This window comes from Methylobacterium sp. Ger2507 (genome assembly GCF_055231875.1).
The window spans coordinates 305,545-325,226 of sequence record NZ_JBUYVC010000001.1 but is presented as its reverse complement, the minus strand read 5'-3'; the positions used below and the strand labels follow the sequence as shown (position 1 = coordinate 325,226).

At 63.2% G+C, this 19,682-nt stretch carries 14 protein-coding genes; 2 read left to right on the top strand and 12 right to left on the bottom strand.

Going from position 1 to position 19,682, the window contains the following annotated elements; all coding sequences use genetic code 11:
• Positions 1-33: 33 nt before the first annotated feature.
• The 9 genes from ACV7NL_RS01510 to ACV7NL_RS01470 form a co-directional block, all read right to left on the bottom strand.
• On the bottom strand, positions 34-1,215 hold the full coding sequence (locus ACV7NL_RS01510; RefSeq protein WP_463354730.1) for an RNA-directed DNA polymerase: 1,182 nt from the start codon (positions 1,213-1,215) through the stop codon (positions 34-36).
• 890 nt (positions 1,216-2,105) lie between these two features.
• Positions 2,106-3,329 carry a tyrosine-type recombinase/integrase gene (locus ACV7NL_RS01505; RefSeq protein ID WP_463354729.1) on the bottom strand — a complete coding sequence of 408 codons (1,224 nt, stop codon included), beginning with the start codon at positions 3,327-3,329 and terminating at the stop codon, positions 2,106-2,108.
• Positions 3,330-3,881: 552 nt separating this feature from the next.
• Complete coding sequence (locus ACV7NL_RS01500; RefSeq protein WP_463354728.1) at positions 3,882-6,437, bottom strand: family 16 glycosylhydrolase; 2,556 nt, start codon at positions 6,435-6,437, stop codon at positions 3,882-3,884.
• 673 nt (positions 6,438-7,110) lie between these two features.
• Positions 7,111-9,072: a glycoside hydrolase family 16 protein gene (locus tag ACV7NL_RS01495; protein ID WP_463354727.1), complete on the bottom strand. Its 1,962-nt coding sequence runs from the start codon at positions 9,070-9,072 to the stop codon at positions 7,111-7,113.
• Positions 9,073-9,957: 885 nt separating this feature from the next.
• The gene (locus ACV7NL_RS01490; protein WP_463354726.1) at positions 9,958-11,349 is read right to left on the bottom strand and encodes an Ig-like domain-containing protein; all 1,392 of its coding nucleotides are present in this window, start codon (positions 11,347-11,349) and stop codon (positions 9,958-9,960) included.
• A 357-nt stretch (positions 11,350-11,706) separates the two neighbouring features.
• Positions 11,707-12,321, bottom strand: coding sequence for a sugar transferase (locus ACV7NL_RS01485; protein ID WP_244478340.1), 615 nt, complete (start codon positions 12,319-12,321; stop codon positions 11,707-11,709).
• A 394-nt stretch (positions 12,322-12,715) separates the two neighbouring features.
• Positions 12,716-13,405 (bottom strand): alpha/beta hydrolase, encoded by a 690-nt coding sequence (locus tag ACV7NL_RS01480; protein ID WP_463354725.1) that lies wholly within the window; start codon positions 13,403-13,405, stop codon positions 12,716-12,718.
• A 43-nt stretch (positions 13,406-13,448) separates the two neighbouring features.
• Positions 13,449-13,862 (bottom strand): YybH family protein, encoded by a 414-nt coding sequence (locus ACV7NL_RS01475; protein ID WP_463354724.1) that lies wholly within the window; start codon positions 13,860-13,862, stop codon positions 13,449-13,451.
• A gap of 33 nt (positions 13,863-13,895) precedes the next feature.
• Positions 13,896-14,339: an OsmC family protein gene (locus ACV7NL_RS01470; RefSeq protein WP_463354723.1), complete on the bottom strand. Its 444-nt coding sequence runs from the start codon at positions 14,337-14,339 to the stop codon at positions 13,896-13,898.
• A gap of 346 nt (positions 14,340-14,685) precedes the next feature.
• Here ACV7NL_RS01470 and ACV7NL_RS01465 point away from each other — a divergent pair, with 346 nt between their 5' ends.
• Both ACV7NL_RS01465 and frc read left to right on the top strand, forming a co-directional pair.
• A complete protein-coding gene (locus ACV7NL_RS01465) occupies positions 14,686-15,114 on the top strand; it encodes a PAS domain-containing protein (RefSeq protein WP_443136734.1) in 429 nt (142 codons plus the stop codon).
• 150 nt (positions 15,115-15,264) lie between these two features.
• The gene (gene frc / locus ACV7NL_RS01460; protein ID WP_056182032.1) at positions 15,265-16,515 is read left to right on the top strand and encodes a formyl-CoA transferase; all 1,251 of its coding nucleotides are present in this window, start codon (positions 15,265-15,267) and stop codon (positions 16,513-16,515) included.
• Between the two features lie 200 nt (positions 16,516-16,715).
• On the opposite strand, the gene ACV7NL_RS01455 is transcribed toward frc, so the two are convergent.
• The 3 genes from ACV7NL_RS01455 to oxlT form a co-directional block, all read right to left on the bottom strand.
• A complete protein-coding gene (locus ACV7NL_RS01455) occupies positions 16,716-17,210 on the bottom strand; it encodes a DUF2867 domain-containing protein (protein ID WP_463354722.1) in 495 nt (164 codons plus the stop codon).
• Positions 17,211-17,397: 187 nt separating this feature from the next.
• Positions 17,398-17,721: a hypothetical protein gene (locus ACV7NL_RS01450; RefSeq protein ID WP_463354721.1), complete on the bottom strand. Its 324-nt coding sequence runs from the start codon at positions 17,719-17,721 to the stop codon at positions 17,398-17,400.
• Positions 17,722-17,849: 128 nt separating this feature from the next.
• Positions 17,850-19,166: an oxalate/formate MFS antiporter gene (oxlT, locus tag ACV7NL_RS01445; RefSeq protein ID WP_056182039.1), complete on the bottom strand. Its 1,317-nt coding sequence runs from the start codon at positions 19,164-19,166 to the stop codon at positions 17,850-17,852.
• Between the last annotated feature and the right edge of the window lie 516 nt (positions 19,167-19,682).

Below are 19,682 nucleotides of genomic sequence, written 5' to 3'. Positions count from 1 at the left end.
TTTTTAGCGGAGCGGTCCTTACTCACTGGAATCTCAATGTCTGTTGCTCGCGCTGTTGACATATGCGTAGTCAATGATTTTCTGCGCAACCATGATTAGCCGTTCGGCCTCCGCTGGTCCATGGATCCAGTTCGGGAATGAGCAGTTTCGTCGCCGCAGCGTAGCCTCGACTTCTAACGGTTGAAGCCTATCTGCCTGAAGATCACTTAGTAGCGCATTTTGAAAAGCGGAAAAGTACCTCTCTCTGTTTGCTTGAGAGAGCACCGCGGTGGGCTTACCCCCGAGCGTGATCAACTTATAACCCAGAAACTCGAAGCCTTGATCAAGGTTTGCTCGCTCATATTTTCCCAGCCCGAGGCTGCCAGCCCGATGGTTTAATAAAGCCTGTCGCAAGGCTTTTGCGCTCTCGTCAACTTCCAACTCAGTGCGGCCAAGGACGACGAAGTCGTCCCTGAACCCGATCAAGTGGCACCCTGGAGTGATTACTTGACCCAGATCCGAAAGAAGAATGCTGGCCACCAAGTTGGAGACGACGGAACCCTGCGGCAGGCCGGTTGGCTGCTCGGACCGGGAAATATGATGAGCATTACTCATACGGTAAGCGAAACGTCTATGATCCGCTAACTCGAGACCACTGGCCAGAATTACGTGACGAGTGACCTCCCTCGGCAGGGGAAGAATTTCTTCAACTCTCCCGTCTACGAAGCTCTCAAAACAGTTTTTGATATCCAGGCATGCGGCATGACAGAAGCCTTCTCGGCTAAGCCTGAGTATCTCGCCGACCGCTCGATCTCCACCCCGACCTCGGTGCTCGTACTGCCAGCTTGGCGGACTAAAAGTAGACCGTAGCACGGCGTCAGTGATGATCTGTCTTGCGGTCTGCTCAACACCAAAGTCGAAGATGGTACGCATGGCTCCCGACGGCTTCGGCTGTTGCCGATATGCAGTGGGCTCGCCTGATGCGACGCGGCAATCAATACGATCGGCAATGGCAAGAATAGCTGCCGGGCGGTGTTTTCTGGCCATGCGATGCCAGGCGCGGCTTGCGGCCACGAGCTTCGCGTCTTTGGAACGGAAATAGGTATTCTGGATATTCCGCGCTGTCCGAATGCGTCCGGCATCAGAGGCGTCGCGAAGAGCTTTGAGCATACTCTTTACAGCCCGCTCCGCACGACGAACGCTCTTATTAACTTCGTTAATTTCGAAGGCCGCCATTGCATCACCCAATCATTTTGCACCTGGGTGCAAATCACTTCCTATTCAAATCGCGGCAAGCCACGCCACTTTGCTCGTTAGATCGTAGCCACGCTCTCACAGCATCTGCGCGATAGACGATGCGGCGACCAAGCAATGTTCTGGGTGGGCCGACACGCTCTAAGTGCCATCGATCGAGGGTTCGGACGTGTATGCCGAGTTCCGCAGCGAGAGCCTCGCGGCCAACGTAATCGGAGAAAATATCCGAAGCACGTTCATGCATTTTGGTACTCCCGCTGAGCAATCAGGTCTTCCCGAGGACATGCCAGAGCTTAGGAGAGCAATGATGTTATCTGAAGTAAATTGGTGAGAGATTTAAGCCTCTTCGTCTCCTAAATTGCGGTACCCACGGCGGATGGATTCCTGCTTGGCATTGTACTCAATCGCTGGATTGCTCTCATCCTCACCCGAACGGATTTTCGGCATCTGTCGATTATAGAGATCAGTTAGGCGTCGGATTGTGTTCTCAAGTTCTTGCTGCGTTAGATCGGCGACCGGGAGCAGCTTGAGAAGCGCGGCTCGGACAGAGTTCGACGTCGCCCCGTCTTCCTGAGAAGAGCCGCTTCGTAGTTGCGCGATCTGCAAGAGAAGCCGCAGGTCCTTCCGTGAAGGCTTTGGGCCCCTAGCAGCGTCATCGATTATCCGGGGCGCGATAGCGACACCGATGAGAAACTCCTGACAAACATCCGTAGCCCACTCAGGTGGAGGCAACCCCTTGGCTCTACCGTAAGCTGCCCAGTGACCGATTCCCCACGCTGCATAGAGGATTGCCTCACGTAGGTCTGCAGACTGGGCACCTTTTTGCACCCTCCCGTAGGTGGTGAAATCTCGGGTTTTGCTACGCCGCTCGCTCAAGCTCTTTCCTCGTCAGCACTGGACTCTGACCCTAGCGTTGCTGGGGAGGAAAGGCTCAGAAGTGTACCTACCCGGTCCGTAGCTGCTTTGAGAGAATCATCGAGTAGATGTGCATACCGCTGCGTTGTTTGCGACTGTGTATGGCCTAGCAGGGCTCCAATGACCGGAAGTGAGTAACCCGATGAGGCTAGGTAGCTTGCGTACGTGTGTCGAAGATCGTGCAATCGAAAGTCGCGCAGGTTCGCTCTCTGTTGAACGATCGACCAGGCCTTTTTCAGTTCTACTATGTGCCCGGTTTTTGACCTGCTGGGGAAGAGAAACTGGCTCTGATCTGGATGAATCAGTCGTGCACTCGCCATTTCGCAAAGCAGTTTCAATGCGGGGCCGGACAAAGGCACGCGATGCTCACGTTTTTGTTTCACATTACCCCTAGGTTTTATCCAAATGCCCCGTTTCAGGTCGACCATTTGCCACGTCGCGGAAAGTACCTCCATGCGGCGGGCGCCCGTAAGAAGCAGCAGCCGAAAAGCGTTAGCTGCCGACCGGCTCGGATGCTCGTCCAGTGCGGCGGCAAGGCGCAGCAGTTCGTCAGGGTTCAGGTACCTTGTACGGTGGGCTTCCGGATTTCGCTCAATCCCCAAAACGGGATTGTCGGGGCGCAGGTCCCACTTGATCGCTAGTGAGAAGAGCTTGGATAGGAGGGCGACGACTCGGTTTGCCCGGATGGGTGCCACGCTGGACACATCCCTATGCAAACTATCAATATCGGAGTGTCGGACGACTCGGACCTTTATTCCCCCCAGCCGAGGCTTGATGACTTGATCGATCATCGATCGGTCATTCCGCTGTGAACATGGGCGCTTTTTAGGAAGGTGCCTTTCGACATAAAGGTCACACAAGTCTGTCACTGTCGGAGCAAGCTGATGCTCGCGGCGGTCGCCCATCGGATCGGCACCGAGATCAATCTCCCGTTTTAAGGTCTCCGCTCGCGCACGTGCGGCAGTAGCCGACCACTCGGGGTAGCCGCCAATCGTAAATCGGCGTTCGCGGCCGTCTACCCGGTAGTTGATGACGAAGGCTTTCGCTCCCTTGGCGGTCACGCGAACGCCAAAGCCCTTCAATTCTGCATCATAGGTGATGCGGTTCCCTTGCTCGGGAAGGGGCAGTGACTTCACCAGTGTTTCAGTGAGCCGAGCCGACGCTTTGGTCTGTGTCCGCAATGTGTCCGCGCAATTGTGTGTGCTGAGAGCACATCAGCATACCTGTATAATCACCGCTGACAAGCGTAAGGTGTTCATATAAATAGGAAAAACGCCTAAGCAGCTGATTTATAATGGAAGCAGAAAAATGACTCTTAATCAGCGGGTCCAAGGTTCGAACCCTTGTGCACCCACCAAATCTCCTCAGACGGCCGAAGCTCTGGACCTACGTCCGGAGCTTTCGTGTTTTCTGGATCTTACGAACATCATGACGACGGCTCGTCCAATCGGGGCCGGTCTCGGCTGGCGCCACGGTCGCCGGATCCTGCCTGCGCTGCGGTTCCACCGCTTCGCATTCAGCCTGTCGGTCATGTGTGCGGAGGTGGTCCTGGCGCGCTCTGCACCGATACGAGGCGTGAGATTCGGCGGAGAAGGCGCCTGTCGATCGCTTGCTTCGGGCAGGCGAGACGCTGCCGAGCCGTGGATGCGGAACGCGGTCGGTGTCGTTCAGCCCGGCAGCCACACGCCTGCCGGGCTGATGCAAATCAGCGCTTCAATCGAGCCAGCTGGATCTTACAGCAGGTCGTCGTTGGCCCACGCCCGAACGTAGTCGACGTTCATCTGGGCGGTCGGCATGGAGGCGTCGTACTTGCCCGGCCAACTGCCGGTGTCGCCGACGGCCAAGTTGACCAGCATGTACATCGGCTCATTCATATCGCGTGGTGTCGTCATCTCGGCGACTTTCGCCCCGTCGATATACCACTTGAGCGTGTCCTTCTGCCAGTCGACCCCGAAGGTGTGGAAGCCTTCCGTCAGATCCTCGGTCTGTACGGGGAAGCTCGTCAGGGTGTGACCGCCGATCTTGGAATGGGCTGACACGTAGGCGGTGTCCGTGTCGTGGCCCAGAAGCTCCATGACGTCGAGTTCGGTCCGTCCATTGTTGGCCGCGTTCAGCAGCCAGAAAGCCGGCCACATGCCCTGGCCCGCCGGCAGCTCGGCACGCATCTCGAAATAGCCGTAGGTCTGGGCGAACGACTTGGCCGTGGTGAGCACGCCCGAGGTGTAGGCCAGGCCCAGCGGATTGCCGTCGTGATCCGGGGCCGCCGTGATGCTGAGGACGCCGTCCGAGATCGAGAACGGGTCCGTGCCAACGGATTTGTCCGTGTAGTACTGCGCCTCCTTGTTGGCCCCCAGGGTCCGATCCTGGCTGCCGATGCCGTACGTCGTCTTCCACACCGTGCCTTTGCCGTTGGCCGAGGCACTGAGGGTGTTGAACTCTTCCGCGAAACTCAGCTTCATGCCCGGATGCGACGGGTCCGCCGGCAAGGCGAAGTCGCCGGCCTTGAGGTTCGTGAGCGCCACGTTCTGCAAGGTCAGCGTCTCGCCGCCGCCGAGCGCGATGACGGTGTCCGAACTGACCTGCTTGGCTGCCAGCTTCAGCTCGGAGAAGCTGTGCAGGTTGACCCCCTCCATGCGGACCTTGTCGACGCCGGAGGTGAAGTCGGTGATGATGTCGCTGCCCTCGCCCTTGGCGATGACGAAGACATCCGCCCCGCCGCGGCCGGTCAGGATGTCGTTGCCGGCCTTGCCGTTGAGGGTCTGGGCGCCGCCATCGCCGGTGATCATGTTGTTGAGGCCGTTGCCGGTGCCGCTCTTGGCGTTGCTGAAGATCAGGTTCTCGACATTGGCGGAAAGCGTGTAATCCCGCCAGGCGACGACGACCGTGTCGACGCCGCCGCCGGGCGCCTCGACGACCTGATCGCTCGATTGCCAGATGTGATAGGTGTCGTCGCCGGTGCCGCCGGTCAGGACAGCACCACCCTTGTCCCAGCCCCAGATGTCGTCGTGCCCGGCCGTGCCGCTCAGGGCCTTGACGGCATTGTTGGCCTTGATCGTGTGGGTCGGCGTGGCACTTGCGCGGGCTGCCTCGCCCGTCTCAGCCGAGGGCGCAGCCAGCACGGGCGGAGCCACGACCACGGGCGGCTTCGACAGCACGGGGGGAGCAGCGACCACGGGCGTCTCCGCGGAGGCTTCGAAGACGAAGTCGCCGGACTTCAGCGTGCCATTGGCATGGGCGGCGGTGAAGCGGCCGACGGCCGCGCCGTGCTCGCGGATCTCGTAGGTGTGCAGCGTTCCCTGACGGGCGATCTCGACCACGTTGGCATCGGCGGCAAAGCCGCGGAACACCAGCGTGTCCCCGCCGGCGGCGCCGGCCCCCTGAAAGTCGGTGATCCGGTCGAGGGCCGTGCCCGTCAGGCCGGCCGTCCCGGCCAGATCCGCCTTGCTGAAGACGAAGCGGTCGGCTCCGGCCCCGCCCGTCAGCAGGTCGACGCCGAGCCCACCGGTGATGATGTCGTTGCCGGCGCCGCCGTTGATGGTGTCGTTGCCCGACGCCCCGATGATGATGTCGTCACCGTCCTGGCCGGCGATGAGCTGCGCCCGCGTCCCGCGCGAGGAGAGGTCGATCCGATCCGCACCCGCGGTGCCGGCGGTGTACTGGGCCGCCAGGGGTGCGATCGGGCCGCTGCTCAAACTGGCCGGTGCGGTTGCGGAAACCACCGGCGCGAGCGTGCTCGACGCCGCCGGCGTGATCAGCGCTTCCGGCGAAGGCTTGACCACGGACGCCTCCGACGCCTCGAACACGAAGTCGCCTGACTTGAGCGCCTCTCCGGCATGGACGGCGGTGAAACGGCCGACGGCGACGCCGTTCTCCCGAATTTCGTAGGTGTGCAGCGTGCCCTGCCGGGCGATTTCGACCACGTTGGCATTGGCGGCAAAGCCGCGGAAGACCACCATGTCGCCGCCCGCGGCGCCGGCGCCCTCGAAGTCGGTGATCCGGTCGAGGGCGGCGCCCGTCAGGGTGGCCGTACCGGCGAGATCCGCCTTGCTGAACACGAAGCGGTCGGCCCCGGCGCCGCCCGTCAGGGTGTCGACGCCGAGCCCGCCGGTCATGATGTCGTTTCCGGCGCCACCGTTGATTGTATCGTTGCCCGATGCCCCGATGATGATGTCGTCACCATCCTGGCCGGCAATCAGTTGTGCGCGCGTCCCGCGCGACGAGAGGTCGATCCGATCCGCACCCGCTTTGCCTGCGGTGTACTGAGCCGATAACAATGCCGTGTCCGCCATGGGTCGCTTACTTTCTCGCGATCGATGACGGACGATGCGAGCAGCCAAGTTAATGCAGGGCAAATACTGCCGGTTGTTCCCCAACTTAGCGTAGTGAGGTACTTGTTTCGTTAAAGATCAGTACCGCGACACAGACAAATTGATCTAAACATTGAGTTCAAAGGCCCCGGATGGAGCGAGTGCGGGAGCTGGTCGCGGCCTGCATCTGGCCAAGCGCCCGGACGTGCCGTCAATGGGCAGGGAGGGTGGCGGATATCGGTTCGCGGTCCGGCGCAGGCGACGGCGTTATGTCGAGGGCGGTTGCGCGGGCCTGCCGCACGATCCAGACCCCTCCATCCGGAGTTCCGACGTCAGGTGGACGTCGCCCCCTCACCGGACGAGGTCGCTCCCGGGAGGCAGTGCGCCGTGGCCAAAAGCGCGAGACGCGCCGTGCCCTGGCTTCCACCAAAATCGTTTTCATGGGAGTGGCGGGCTAAAACCTTCCTCGCCGGAAGGAAGATCCGCCACCGGACCGGATGCTGCTGTCGGTCGACCCGACTGTGCCAGCAGCATCCGGTGTTTTTCTGTCAGCCCTGCTTGATCTGAAGTCCCGAAGACCCGGGCCTCTGCAGGCCGCGGCGTCGACGAAGCCGCCGGATCTCAGGGCCGGAGGTAAGGCACCAACAGACGCGGGTCAGTGGATGGCATCGTTGGCCCACGCGTGGACATAGTCGACGTTCAGCTGCGTGGTCGGCATGGAGGCGTCGTACTTGCCAGGCCAGCTGCCGGTGTCACCCACCGCCAGGTTGACCAGCATGTACATCGGCTTGTGCATGTCACGCGGGGTCGCCATCTCGGCCACCTTCGCGCCGTCGATGTACCATTCCAGCGTGTCCTTCTGCCAATCGACGCCGAAGGTGTGGAAGCCCTCGGTGAGGTCGTCCGTCTTAACGGGGAAGCTCGTCAGAGTGTGACCGCCGATCGAGGAATGCGCCGTGGCGTAGGCGGTGTCCTTGTCGTGGCCCAGGAACTCCAGAACGTCGAGTTCGGCCGGCCACGTCCCGTCGGCGTTCAGCAGCCAGAAGGCGGGCCACATGCCCTGGCCCGCCGGCAGCTCGGCGCGCATTTCGAAGTAGCCATAGGTCTGGGCGAACGACTTGGCCGTGGTGAGCACGCCCGAGGTGTAGGCCAGGCCCAGCGGGTTGCCGTCGTGATCCGGAGCCGCCGTGATGCTGAGGACGCCGTTCGAGATCGAGAACGGGTTCAAGCCGACGGATTTGTCCGTGTAGTACTGCGCCTCGTTGTTGGACCCCAGGGTCCGATCCTGGCTGCCGATGCCGAGCGAGCTCTTCCACACGGTACCGTTGCCCGTCGCCGAAGCGCTCAGGCCGTTGAACTCCTCGGCGAAGCTCAACGTCATGCCCGGATGCGACGGGTCCGCCGGCAGGGCGAAATCCTTCGCCTTGAGGTTTGTGACGGAAAAATTGTCCAGCGTCAGCGTCTCGCCGCCACCCAACGCGATGACCGTGTCCGAACCGACCTGACTGGCCGCCATCTTCAGCTCGGCGAAGCTGTGCAGGTTGACCCCCTCCATGCGGACCTTGTCCACGCCGGAGGCGAAGTCGGTGATGATGTCGCTGCCCTCGCCCTTGGCGATGACGAAGATATCGGCCCCGCCGCGGCCGGTCAGGATGTCGTTGCCGGCCTTGCCGTTGAGGGTCTGGGCGCCGCCATCGCCGGTGATCATGTTGTTGAGGCCGTTGCCGGTGCCGCTCTTGGCGTTGCTGAAGCTCAGGTTCTCGACATTGTCGGGCAGGATGTAGTCGCGCCAGGCAATGATGACCGTGTCGACGCCGCCGCCGGGCGCCTCGACGACCTGATCGCTCGACTGCCAGATGTGGTAGGTGTCGTCGCCGGTGCCGCCGGTCAGGACCGCACCACCCTTGTCCCAGCCCCAGATGTCGTCGTGACCGGCCGTGCCGCTCAGGGCCTTGACGGCGTTGTTGGCCTTGATCGTGTGGGTCGGTGTGGCACTCGCGCGGGCCGACTCGCCCGTCTCAGCCGGCGGCGCGACCACCACGGGGGGCTTGGGCTCGACCGGAGGGGCAACCACCACCGGCGGCAGCGGCACGGGCGGCAGCGGAATGGTCGTCGATGCAGAGGCGCCGACAACGTCGACGGATACCATCAGGTCGCCGGCATGAACGACGTTCAAGCGGCCCACGGCGGTCCCGTTCTCCTGAATTTCGTAGGTGTGCAGCGCGCCGCGGCTGCTGATCTCGACTACGCTGGCATCGGCGGCGAAGCCCTCAAACACCAGGGTGTCCCCTCCGGCGACGCCGGCTCCCTGGAAGTCGACGACCCGATCGAGGGCTGCGCCCATCAGGTTGGCCGTGCCGGCGAGATCCGCCTTGCTGAACACGAAGCGGTCCGCTCCGGCCCCGCCCGTCAGGGTGTCGGCGCCGAGGCCACCACGAATCGTGTCCTGACCGGCGCCCCCATTGATCTTGTCGTTGCCCGTCCCCCCGATGAGGACGTCATTGCCGTTGCCGCCCGCGATCAGCTGGGTCTGCGTGCCGCGAGAAGAGAGATCGATCCGGTCCGCGTTCGCAGTCCCTGCGGTGTATTGCGCTTTCGACTGGGTTGTACTTGCCATCCGTCACTCACATTTTGCTTCCGACGGAGGGAACCTAGAGCACTATGGACAAGTTTATGCAACCCCTGGGCCGGTAATTGCCTCAGTGCGTCCAGATTTCGCAGGCAATCGCGCTTGTATCCGACCGCGAGCCCCGCTTCTTTGAAGCTACAAAGATCGATGCTACCAGAATTTTATGCCTTGTTGTTTTTTGGCAACGCGAAATATATTGGCCGATTTGGCAAAGTGCTGAATTCCTAGAGATACAGTCCTATAAGAATACAGTCTGATCTTGAAAATATTCTTACAGATCCCGGTCAAGCCCCTTGCATCGCCCGCTCCCGATGATGCCGGCAACCCGATGCCGGAGATTGGCCCAGGGACGATCGCGGCGATGGTTTGCCTGGACCGGAATACAACCCTGGTGAGTCCTTTCGAGACCGATACGTCCCGCCGTACGGCCAGCGAGGTCCCCGTCATCGGCGGCGTTGGGACGACGTCTACACGATCGGGATTCAGAATACCAAGATCGTCGATACGGCCGGTGCGAGCACTGCCACCGTCATCGACTTAGGCGGCCGCGACATGCTGGGGGCGACATCGAGACCCTCAGTATTCAGGGCATCAGCATCGGCAAGGCGGACGCACAAACCTTTGGCGGACGCCTCGACAATGCCGGGCTCAGCCGAGCCCTTGCTTAGAGGCCGACCGAAGGCCTTCTCCTTCGAACGCAGGTCCGAACCAGTGCTGCCGGAGCCGGGACCTCGCGGCCGGTCATCTCAGTCAAACTGTGTGGCCGGGGAGCCGGTGGGGCCGGTTCGACATGAGGGCGCAGGCTGCTCGTGTCCGGTCGGTGGAGTTGGGACCCTTCAGGAAGGGCGCTCGGACCGGACCCCTTCCTGGCGTTCAGGCGAAGGCGTAATCGCTCGAGGTCAGTACCTGACCCAGCGCACCGCCCGCGCTCACCAGGATCTGCCCCTCCGACACGCCTGCTCCGTCCTGCACCTCGTACACCCGCGCATTGCCTGAAGCACCGACCAGTTCCAGCGTCGAGCCCGCGGCAAAGCCCGTGAAGCGGATCACATCGCCCCCAGCCTGGCCCGCACCCTGGAAGTCCACGATCAGGTCGGTGGCACCCGTCAGGGAAAGATCGCCAAGGGCGATGTGGAAGGTGTCGTTGCCCGCACCGCCACCCAGGCGGTCGGCGCCCATGCCGCCCGTGATGCTGTCGTTGCCGGCACCGCCCGTGACGATGTCGTTGCCCGCACCGCCGTTGAGCGCGTCGTTGCCGGCGCCACCCCGAAGCGTGTCGTTCCCCTCCAGACCCGCGATCTGCACGCGCGTGGTGGCGGAGGCGTAGTCCAGCGTATCGGCCCCCGCCGTGCCGCGCACATAGCTGCCGGCCGCGGTTTGCCCGACGAGGACGCTGACGGTGGCCGTATCGCTGAGCCCGGTCCCGTCCTCGACCTGGTAGGTGAAGCTGGCCTGACCCGTGAAGCCGGCTTTCGGGGTAAAGACGACTTGGCCGTTGCCGAGGCTCACCGAGCCGTTGGCGGCGTCGCCGACCGCCGTGAGGGTGAGCGTGTCGCCATCGGCGTCGGTGTCGTTGCTCAGGAGTTGCGCGATCGGAATGACCAGAGGCTGGCCGGCACCGGTGGCGCCGCTGTCGTTGCTGGCTTCGGGCGCGTCCGCCACCGGCGTGACCGTGAGAACGATGGGGGCGTAAGTGAGAGGGCCGCCGTTGGGACCGGATATGAGGTCAAAGGTATCGGTACCGTTGAAGTCCGGATCCGGCTGATAGTAGATGAGCTGGTTGCGGCCGTTTTTCGGATCGTCTTCTTGATAGACCACGCCGTGTTCGGGCTGATCGTAGCTGGTCCCTCCGCCATTGGCGATGATGTAGCTGGCGACGAAGACGCGCGTGTCCTCCGAAACCGTGATCGACCGTGGCTCCGGAGCGGGCTCCCCGTAAAGGATCTGCACCGTGCCGGTGCTAGTGAGACCCTCCTGATCGGCAACCGTGTAGACGAAGGTGGCCACGCCCTCAGCACGGATGGACGGATTGCCGACGGAAAAATAGATGGCATCGGTATTGGGGTCGCTTAAGGAAGCCCAGTCTCCCGTGCCGGTGCCGGGCTTTGGCTCGATCGCCACCAGCGTCAGAGGGCCACCCTCAGGATCTCTGTCGTTTTGGGTGAGATCCGAGAAGCTGAAGAACTGCTGAAAATCATCGTAGTAGGGACGGACATTGAGGATATCGTCCTGGGTCACAGGTGCAAGATTTCCGCCTGCTGCCATGATCGGCCTCCCTAATTGTTCAAGTATTTTATGACGCGCTTGGATACTGCGCAATTGGGATTGTTAACAATCCGAAGACCGAGGCCGGCAGCTGATTCTGTTCGCGGACGTCTCACGCGCCGGCGCGCCGCGAAAAGCCGTTCCCGATCCCGTCTTCATCCGAGAACCACGCCCGATCCAAGACGGGCGCTTCGCGATAGATGCAGCCACGGCATGGGTTCGTCCATGCCGCGATCGGGATTCCCGGGTTCAGGTCCAGGTGCGGGTGCAGTGCAGGCAAGGCACCCCGGCGAATCGGACCGGGTCCCATCCGATCGAATTCCCGACCTTGCGAAGCGACGCCTGCGCTGCCGGATGTCAGCGGCTGCCGCGCTGCGTCAGCACGGTCGGGACGGTCCGCAACAGGATGGCCATGTCGCGTGAGAAGCTCCAGCGGGTGGCGTAGTCGAGGTCCAGGGCGACCCGCTCGGCGTACGAGCAATCGCTGCGCCCCGACACCTGCCACAGGCCGGTCACTCCAGGCGTGACCGAAAAGCAGGCCGCAAACGCCGCGCCGTAGCGCTCGATTTCGCTGGAAACGATCGGGCGGGGGCCAACCAGGCTCATCTCGCCGCGCAAGACGTTCACCAACTGGGGCAGCTCATCCAGGCTGGTCTTGCGCAGGATCGAGCCGAGCTTCGTGATCCGTGGATCATGAGTGAGCTTGTGCGTCGCCTCCCATTCGCGCCGCGCGGCGGGGTTCGCCGCCAGATGCGCGCGCAGCACGGCATCGCCGTCCGTGATCATGGACCGGAACTTGAGGCAGCCGAAGTGGCGGCCATCGCGTCCAATCCGCATGTGGCGGAAGATCGGCGCCTTGCGGTCGCTCGCCCAGACAAGCAGGCCGAGCATCAGCAGCAGCGGGAGGAGCAGAAAGAGCGCGATGGCGGCAACGGAAATATCCAATCCACGTTTGCCCAACACTTCCAGCATGGACGGAGCGTCCGCGTGTGAATTTGCCATCACAAGCGTTCGCGCAGCGCGATCCGATGTGTTCTTCCAAGGGCCAAACGGCATCGTCGCGGTGCTCAAGATTAGGATTAACTCCGTCCTAACGTCGAGCTGGCGAAAAGGGTTCATACTTATATTTGCGGCGCCAGTCCTGCACTGATGTTGATCTGCTCGCGTAGAGCGGGGCGTGATCTGCGGGCGACCTGTCCTGGCGTGGCTCCTGTTCGGATCGGCGCGCAGAAAGCGAGCGCCGTGTGCCGTCGGACCGCATCGTCGACGTTGTCGATCAGGCTGCAGCAGGTCCTCCGGGTCGTGCCTGCGCAAAGAAGCGAGGGGCCGGCGAGACTCCGGGCATTCGTCCGGCGCGTTCGGGCCTTCAGGAGGTTGTACCCTCGAGGAGGACCCTGATCCCTTCGGACACCACGGATGGATCGTAGGCGTGCGGCCCATCGTACTCGACCGCCATCACCTCATAGCCGGCCTCTCGCAACTGGGCGACGTGGACCCGGGCGCTGCGAGCGATCGGAATCTGCTCGTCGCGGGTGCCGTGCGACAGGAAGATCCGCGGCGCCCCCGATTGCAGGTGGACGGAGAGGAAGCCCGCCGAGGAGACGAGGAGGTGGGTGACCACGTGGCCGTTGGCGAGGCCGAGGGAGAGCGTGTAGCTGCCGCCATCCGAATGGCCCGCGAAGATGAGGTGCGTCGGGTCGAGGAGATAGCGCGCGCTCACCTCGGCGAGCGCCTGATCGAGCCGCTCGCGGTCGGGACCATGCCCGCCGATCACCAGATCCCAGGTCGGGAACAGCGACTGGGGCGCCAGAAGCAGGAAGCCGCGTGCCGTTGCGTGGTCCTCCAGCATCGGCAGGATCTTCTCGGCACTGCCGCCGCCTCCGTGGAACAGCACCACCAGGGGCGTCGGCCGGCGCGGCACGATCCCGTCCGGCACCACCAGCATCGCGTCGCGTTCGGCAAACAATTCCAGGGCATGGCGCCCCGGAGGCAGGGGCGGCTTCGTCGGAAGCCGATGGGCGAAGGTGAGCCGCCCGGCGAGCTGGGGATCGATCATGCGAACCTCTGTGGCGGATGGGTGGGGCGGCGCCGAGGGCCTGCTAGTCCGCCTTGTCCACCGGAAGCGGTTTGATTTTCAGCTGGTCGATCGACCAGAGCCATCCGCCGCTGGCCTGACGCCGGGCCGTCTCGGTCGAGATCGTGCCGTTGGGCAGGCGCGCAAAGGTCATGGCAAGGTCACCGTTGCAGATCGCCGGCAGGGCCTCGGCCGCCGGAAAGTCCGACTTGCGGGCGAGCAGGTCGGCATAGAACTTCCGGATCTCGGCATGCCCGGTCGCCACCACCCGGCCGGCGGCCAGCACGGCATCCGGTTCGTAGAGCGCCACCAGGCCCTCCACGTCACCCGCATTGGCGCGTTCGTTGAAGAGGCGGGCCAGATCTTCCGGGGCTTGCGCAGTCAATGCAGGTGCGGCTGACGCCGGGGCCGTGTCGGTGGTGCGATCTGAATGGGTCATGGCAGATCCTTCCGTAACGGAGGTGGTGGACTCTCAGGACAGCAGCGTGCCGGCCGCATCGCGGACAGCCACCGCGACGGGTATGCCGGCCTGGACGCTCTCGGAGACGGTGCAAAAGCGCTGGAACTGCTCCAGCACCCGGTCGATGCGCGGCACGGCGTCGGCCGTCGCCCCGAGGGTGATGGCGATCGTAATCCCAGTGATGCGGAGGCGGTTCTCCGCATTGCGCGTGACCTCGCAATGGGCCTCGGCCCGAATCCCGCCCGCATCCTGCTTGTACTTGCCGAGCGCGAATACGAGGCTGGCACACAGGCAGTTGGTTACGGCGCTCACCAGCAACTGCTCGGGAAAGGGACCCTCGCCCTTGCCGATCGGCACGGCCTCGTCGACGATCAAGTGCGGCAGGATGCTGCCAAAATCGACCGCGAATTTGTAGCCTTCGATCTGCGTGATCGTGATGCTCGGGCCCGGTCCCATCGCGTGTCTCCCTCAGACGATCATTTTCTGTCGGCACCGATCCGAGAACGTTCCGGCCCAGCTCCTTGCTCCGACCCCTTGCAGGGGCAGTCACGGCCGGCCTCATGGCCCTGGAGTGAAACCCACCAGCGGTGCGGAACGCCTCGGTTGACACCCTCTAATCGTTGGCATACCAAATACCAACGACGGAAGCAGAGAAAAAGCAAGTCGTCGAAACAGCAAGTCCTCGCAACGCCAACGTCTGGGTTCCGGCCCGGCGGAGAACAGAGGAGTGTCCGATGCCGAAATCCCCGAGCCTTTCGATCCGACGATGCGGAGTGCGAGGCCGCCGGAAGACGGCATGACCATGGCGCAGGACGTCGATTTCGCGGCGCTGGTGGCGGCGGCGGGGGACGCGGTGGTGGTGTCCGATCCTGCGGGGGCGATCACCGTCTGGAATCCGGCCGCAACGCGCATCTTCGGGTACGCGGCGGAGGAGGCGATCGGCCAGTCCCTCGATCTCATCACTCCGGAGCGACAGCGCAAGCGCCACTGGGACGGGTACGCCAAAACCATGGCGACGGGGGTGACCAAGTATGGCGCCGACGTCCTGCGGGTTCCGGCGATCCACAAGGACGGGCGCGCGCTCTCCATCGCCTTCACGGTCGGGCTGATCCACGGTCCCGACCAGAACGTCACCGGAATCGCCGCGATCATCCGCGACGAGACCGAACGCTGGAACGACGAGCGCACCCTGCGCCGGCGCCTCGCAGACCTTGAATCCCGCGTCGCTTGAAGGCGGCGCGCCGGATCGGACCAGGACGACTCTGAAGACGCGTCTTCACCGGTCGTGTTGGCCAAACCAGAACCCGGATCGACCGGGCAGAATGTCGGATAACGGCTTCCAACCAAGTCTATCGGTTTAAGCGACAGGGAGAACGCCACGATGAGCAAGCCGCTCGAGGGTACCAAGATCATCGATTTCACCCACGTCCAGGCTGGCCCGGCCTGCACGCAACTCCTGGCCTGGTTCGGCGCCGACGTGATCAAGGTCGAGCGCCCCGGTGCAGGCGACGTGACGCGCACGCAGCTTCGCCATGTCGAGGATGCCGATGCGCTCTACTTCACGATGCTCAACTCCAATAAGCGTTCGCTGACGCTCGACACCAAGACCCCCGAGGGCAAGGAGGTTCTCGAGAACCTTATCAAGCAGTCCGACGTGATGGTCGAGAATTTTGGTCCGGGTGCGCTGGACCGTATGGGCTTCTCCTGGGCCCGCATCCAGGAACTCAACCCGGGCATGATTCTCGCCTCGGTGAAGGGCTTCTCGGACGGCCACCATTACGAGGATCTGAAGGTCTACGAGAACGTCGCCCAGTGTGCGGGCGGTGCCGCTTCGACCACCGGCTTCTGGGACGGCCCGCCCACCGTGTCAGCCGCCGCCCTCGGGGACTCGAACACCGGCATGCATCTGGCCATCGGCATCCTTACGGCGCTTCATCAGAAGAACAAGACCGGCAAGGGCCAGAAGGTCGCTGTGTCGATGCAGGATTCGGTGCTCAACCTGTGCCGCGTGAAACTGCGCGACCAGCAGCGTCTCGATGCCCTCGGCTACCTTGAGGAATACCCTCAGTATCCGCACGGCGAGTTCACGGATGTGGTGCCGCGCGGCGGCAATGCCGGCGGCGGCGGCCAGCCGGGCTGGGTGCTCAAGTGCAAGGGCTGGGAGACCGACCCGAACGCCTACATCTACTTCACCATCCAGGGCCATGCCTGGGCGCCGATCTGCAAGGCGATCGGCAAGGAAGAGTGGATCGACGATCCGGCCTACAACACGGCCCGGGCTCGCCAGGACAAGATCATGGACATCTTCGGTACCATCGAGGCGTGGCTGGCCGACAAGACCAAGTTCGAGGCCGTCGACATCCTGCGCAAATTCGACATCCCGTGCTCGCCGGTGCTGTCGATGAAGGAACTCTCGGTCGATCCGTCCCTGCGCGCCAGTGGCACCATCGTCGAGGTCCCGCACCCGAAGCTCGGCTCGTACCTGACGGTGGGAAGCCCGATCAAGTTCTCGGATATGCCGGTCGAGGTGAAGGCCTCGCCGCTGCTGGGCGAGCACACCGACGAGGTCCTGCTCGACCTTGGCTACACGCAGCAGCAGATCGAGCACCTGCACCAGGCTCGGGCCGTCTGAGGCGAAATCCGCCGCAACATCACAAGAATTGATACAACGGCGCGCCGCGAGGCGCGCCGTTCTTCGTTCGTGCCCGGACGATCTGCGGTCTGTTCGCCCGCCGGGGGCGGTCTGCTACCCTGCGAGGAGGCGGCCTGCTGATGTCGCCAGGGATCGAACCGCACGGTGGCGGTCAGCGCGACGGTCTGCGCCACCTGACGTTATGGGACCGCAGAATTCGCCACGCTGCCCCGCAGGATTCGCTGCAGGAGCCTGAGATCGTGACGGACGATCCGCCGATGCGCCGGTGCAACCGGCAGCATGTAGAGGCGCCCGAAGGCATTGTGGGTGACGACGGAGGCCGTGATCGTCAGTCGGCGGCCCTCGATGGCGATGCAGATCATGACGTCGAGGTGCCGATCCCGCTCGGTCAGGATCAGCACGTCGGGTTCAGCATGTTCGACGAGGAAGAAATCCAGCCGCTCCCCGGCCCTGACCTGCTTCGGGTTCGCTCGGCCGTATCCGCCGATGCGCTTGACGCCGAACAACGCGGACATCGCATCGCGGAGACGGAACGCCAGCCGCATGAGGGGGCGGGGGGCGCCCGTCATGAGATTCCACGCCTCAAGCGGGGTGACCGCGACAGGAAGCAGGATCGACTGCACATCGTGGAACTCGAGATCCGCGACCGGCCGCAGGGTTCGGGCAAGGCTCATGGTGGCCAACGTCCTGTCTCGACCTGAGGACAAACGCGGCCTTTACCATACGCGCTCGGCACGCTGCGGACAGGCCGCTCGGCGCATGCCTCGAACGGCCATCCAGGCTGTGGACGCCCAGAACCCGGCGTCGATGGGGCGACCGGATCGGTCCTGGCGATCAGGCTGACGGGTCACCCGGCACGCATCAGGCGCGCGTCGTCGTCAGATCCTCCGACGTACTTTCCGTCCGGATCAGGCCTGGATGGATCAGGCCGGTGTCGGCTGCGGGCCGCGCAGGGAGCGCCGTGCCCGCCACGGCCTCGAAGGGCAGCCAGCCGCTGAACGGTTCGATCGCGCTCGTCTCGACGGAGCGATACCAGCGCCAGACCTGATGGGCGGCGCTCGGAGCATACCAGCGTCCGGGCCGTCCCTCCGCCAGGATCGGCCCGAGCGTCAGATGATTGAGCCAGATCCGATCGATCGTCTGCGGCGCGGTGTGCATCGGGCGCCAGGGAGCGAGCGGCTGCATCGGACATCTCCTCCTGAGGTATGGCGTTGCCTGCTCGAGACCGAGGCTTTGCCTGGGGGCCGCAACGGACGCGGGGGCCTGGACTGATGGTCCGGCCCCCGCGCTCTGCTGTCATTCGGTCCGAAGAGTCAGGCGACCGCGATCCGCGAGGCCGGCTTGGTCTCGTCGGAGACGGCCAGGGCCTGAGCCACCACCCGCTTGCGCCAGGGCTTCAGCACCGCAATGGCGAGCAGCGAGGCGAGGATGTTGGCGCCGGCGGCCACCAGGAATACGCCGTCCCAGCTGTTGGTCGCCTGCTGCAGGTAGTTCGCGACGGGCACCAGGAGGGCGGCGGTGCCCTTCGCGGTGTAGAGCAGCCCCGCATTGGTGGCGGCGAACTTCGTGCCGAAGGTATCCGTGCAGGTCGAGGGGAAGAGGGAGTAGATCTCGCCCCAGGCAAAGAACACGAAGCCGGAGAGCAGCACGAACCACAGCGGATCATGGCCCCAGAGATAGAGCATGTAGATGCCGAAGCCTTCCATCGCGAAGGCGACGAACATGGTGTTCTCACGGCCGATCTTGTCCGAGACCCAGCCGAAGAACGGACGGGTCAGACCGTTGAGTACGCGGTCGATGGTGGCCGCGAAGGTGATCGCCACCATGGTAATGCCCATGATCGTGACCGGAACCTTGTCGACGCCGATGTCGGAGGCGATGGGCTTGAGGTTGGCGGTGATCATCAGGCCGCCGGCGCCCACGATGACGAACATGAAGTACATCAGCCAGAAGATCGGCTGGCGGGCAACTTCACCGGGCGTGTAATTGCGCCGGGTCTGAATGATGTTGGCGTTGGCGACGACCTCCGGGACCTGACCCTTCTTCGGCGAGGTGAAGAAGAAGGCCAGCGCGCAGACGACGAGACCCTGGCCGATTCCGAAGTTGAAGAACGCGGCCTGGAAGCCGTGATCGGCGATCATCCACTGGATCGGTGCCACGGTCAGGGCCGAGCCCGCGCCGAATCCGGCGGCGATGATGCCGGCGGCGAGACCGCGCTTGTCCGGGAACCACTTCAGGGCAGAGCCCACGCAGGTGCCGTAGACGGCGCCTGCGCCGATGCCGGCAACGACCTGACCGAGATAGAACATGTTCAAGCTGCTGGCGTAGGAATTGATGACCCAGCCGATGCCGCAGAGCAGGCCGCCGAACAGCACCACCACGCGCGGGCCGTACTTGTCGACGAACCAGCCCTCGACCGGAACCAGCCAGGTCTCGAACAGCACGAACAAGGTGAAGGCCCATTGGATCGCGGCGCGATCGAAGCCGAATTTCTTCTGGATATCCGGGACGAAGAAGGTCCAGCCGTATTGCAGGTTGGCGATCATCACCATGCAGATGACGCCGATTACGAGCTGTCCCCATCGATAACTGTCGGATACGCGCTCAGGTGCAGTTTCCGCCCTCGACATGGCTTTCCTCCATCATTTTTTGAAACGAGATACGCGGTCGGCTCGAGGGCCGATCCTGGGCGCAAAGGCCACCCGCCGCCGAACTTGGTGCCGACTGGTATGTGGAATACCAGCCTCGCTCGCGCCGATGCAGTCGTCAAGGGTCTTTGGTCAAGAAATCGATTTCGCAACGCAGCAACAGGGATTAAAATCGGAAGTGCCTTCATAACAAAGCGTGGGTTTTGGCGTCGGCAGAGCCAATCGATTTCTCAACCTGTGCGTTCGAGGGGGACGGGCTCAATCGCTTAGCCATTCCACCGACTTTGCGCCTGACACCGGAGCGCCTCCGCGACGGACAGCACCCTCGCGCTCCCGGGGTCGGAAGCTGCGCGATAATGCACCTTCTCGTATCCAGACGGTCGTGTCTGCCAGCCAAGTTCATAAAAAATCGCGGGGTGGCCCGTTCCAGGCGAAGACTGGCCTCCCAGATCGATTATTTTTGCGATGCAGCACGAAATCGTCGAAATACCGAGGTGA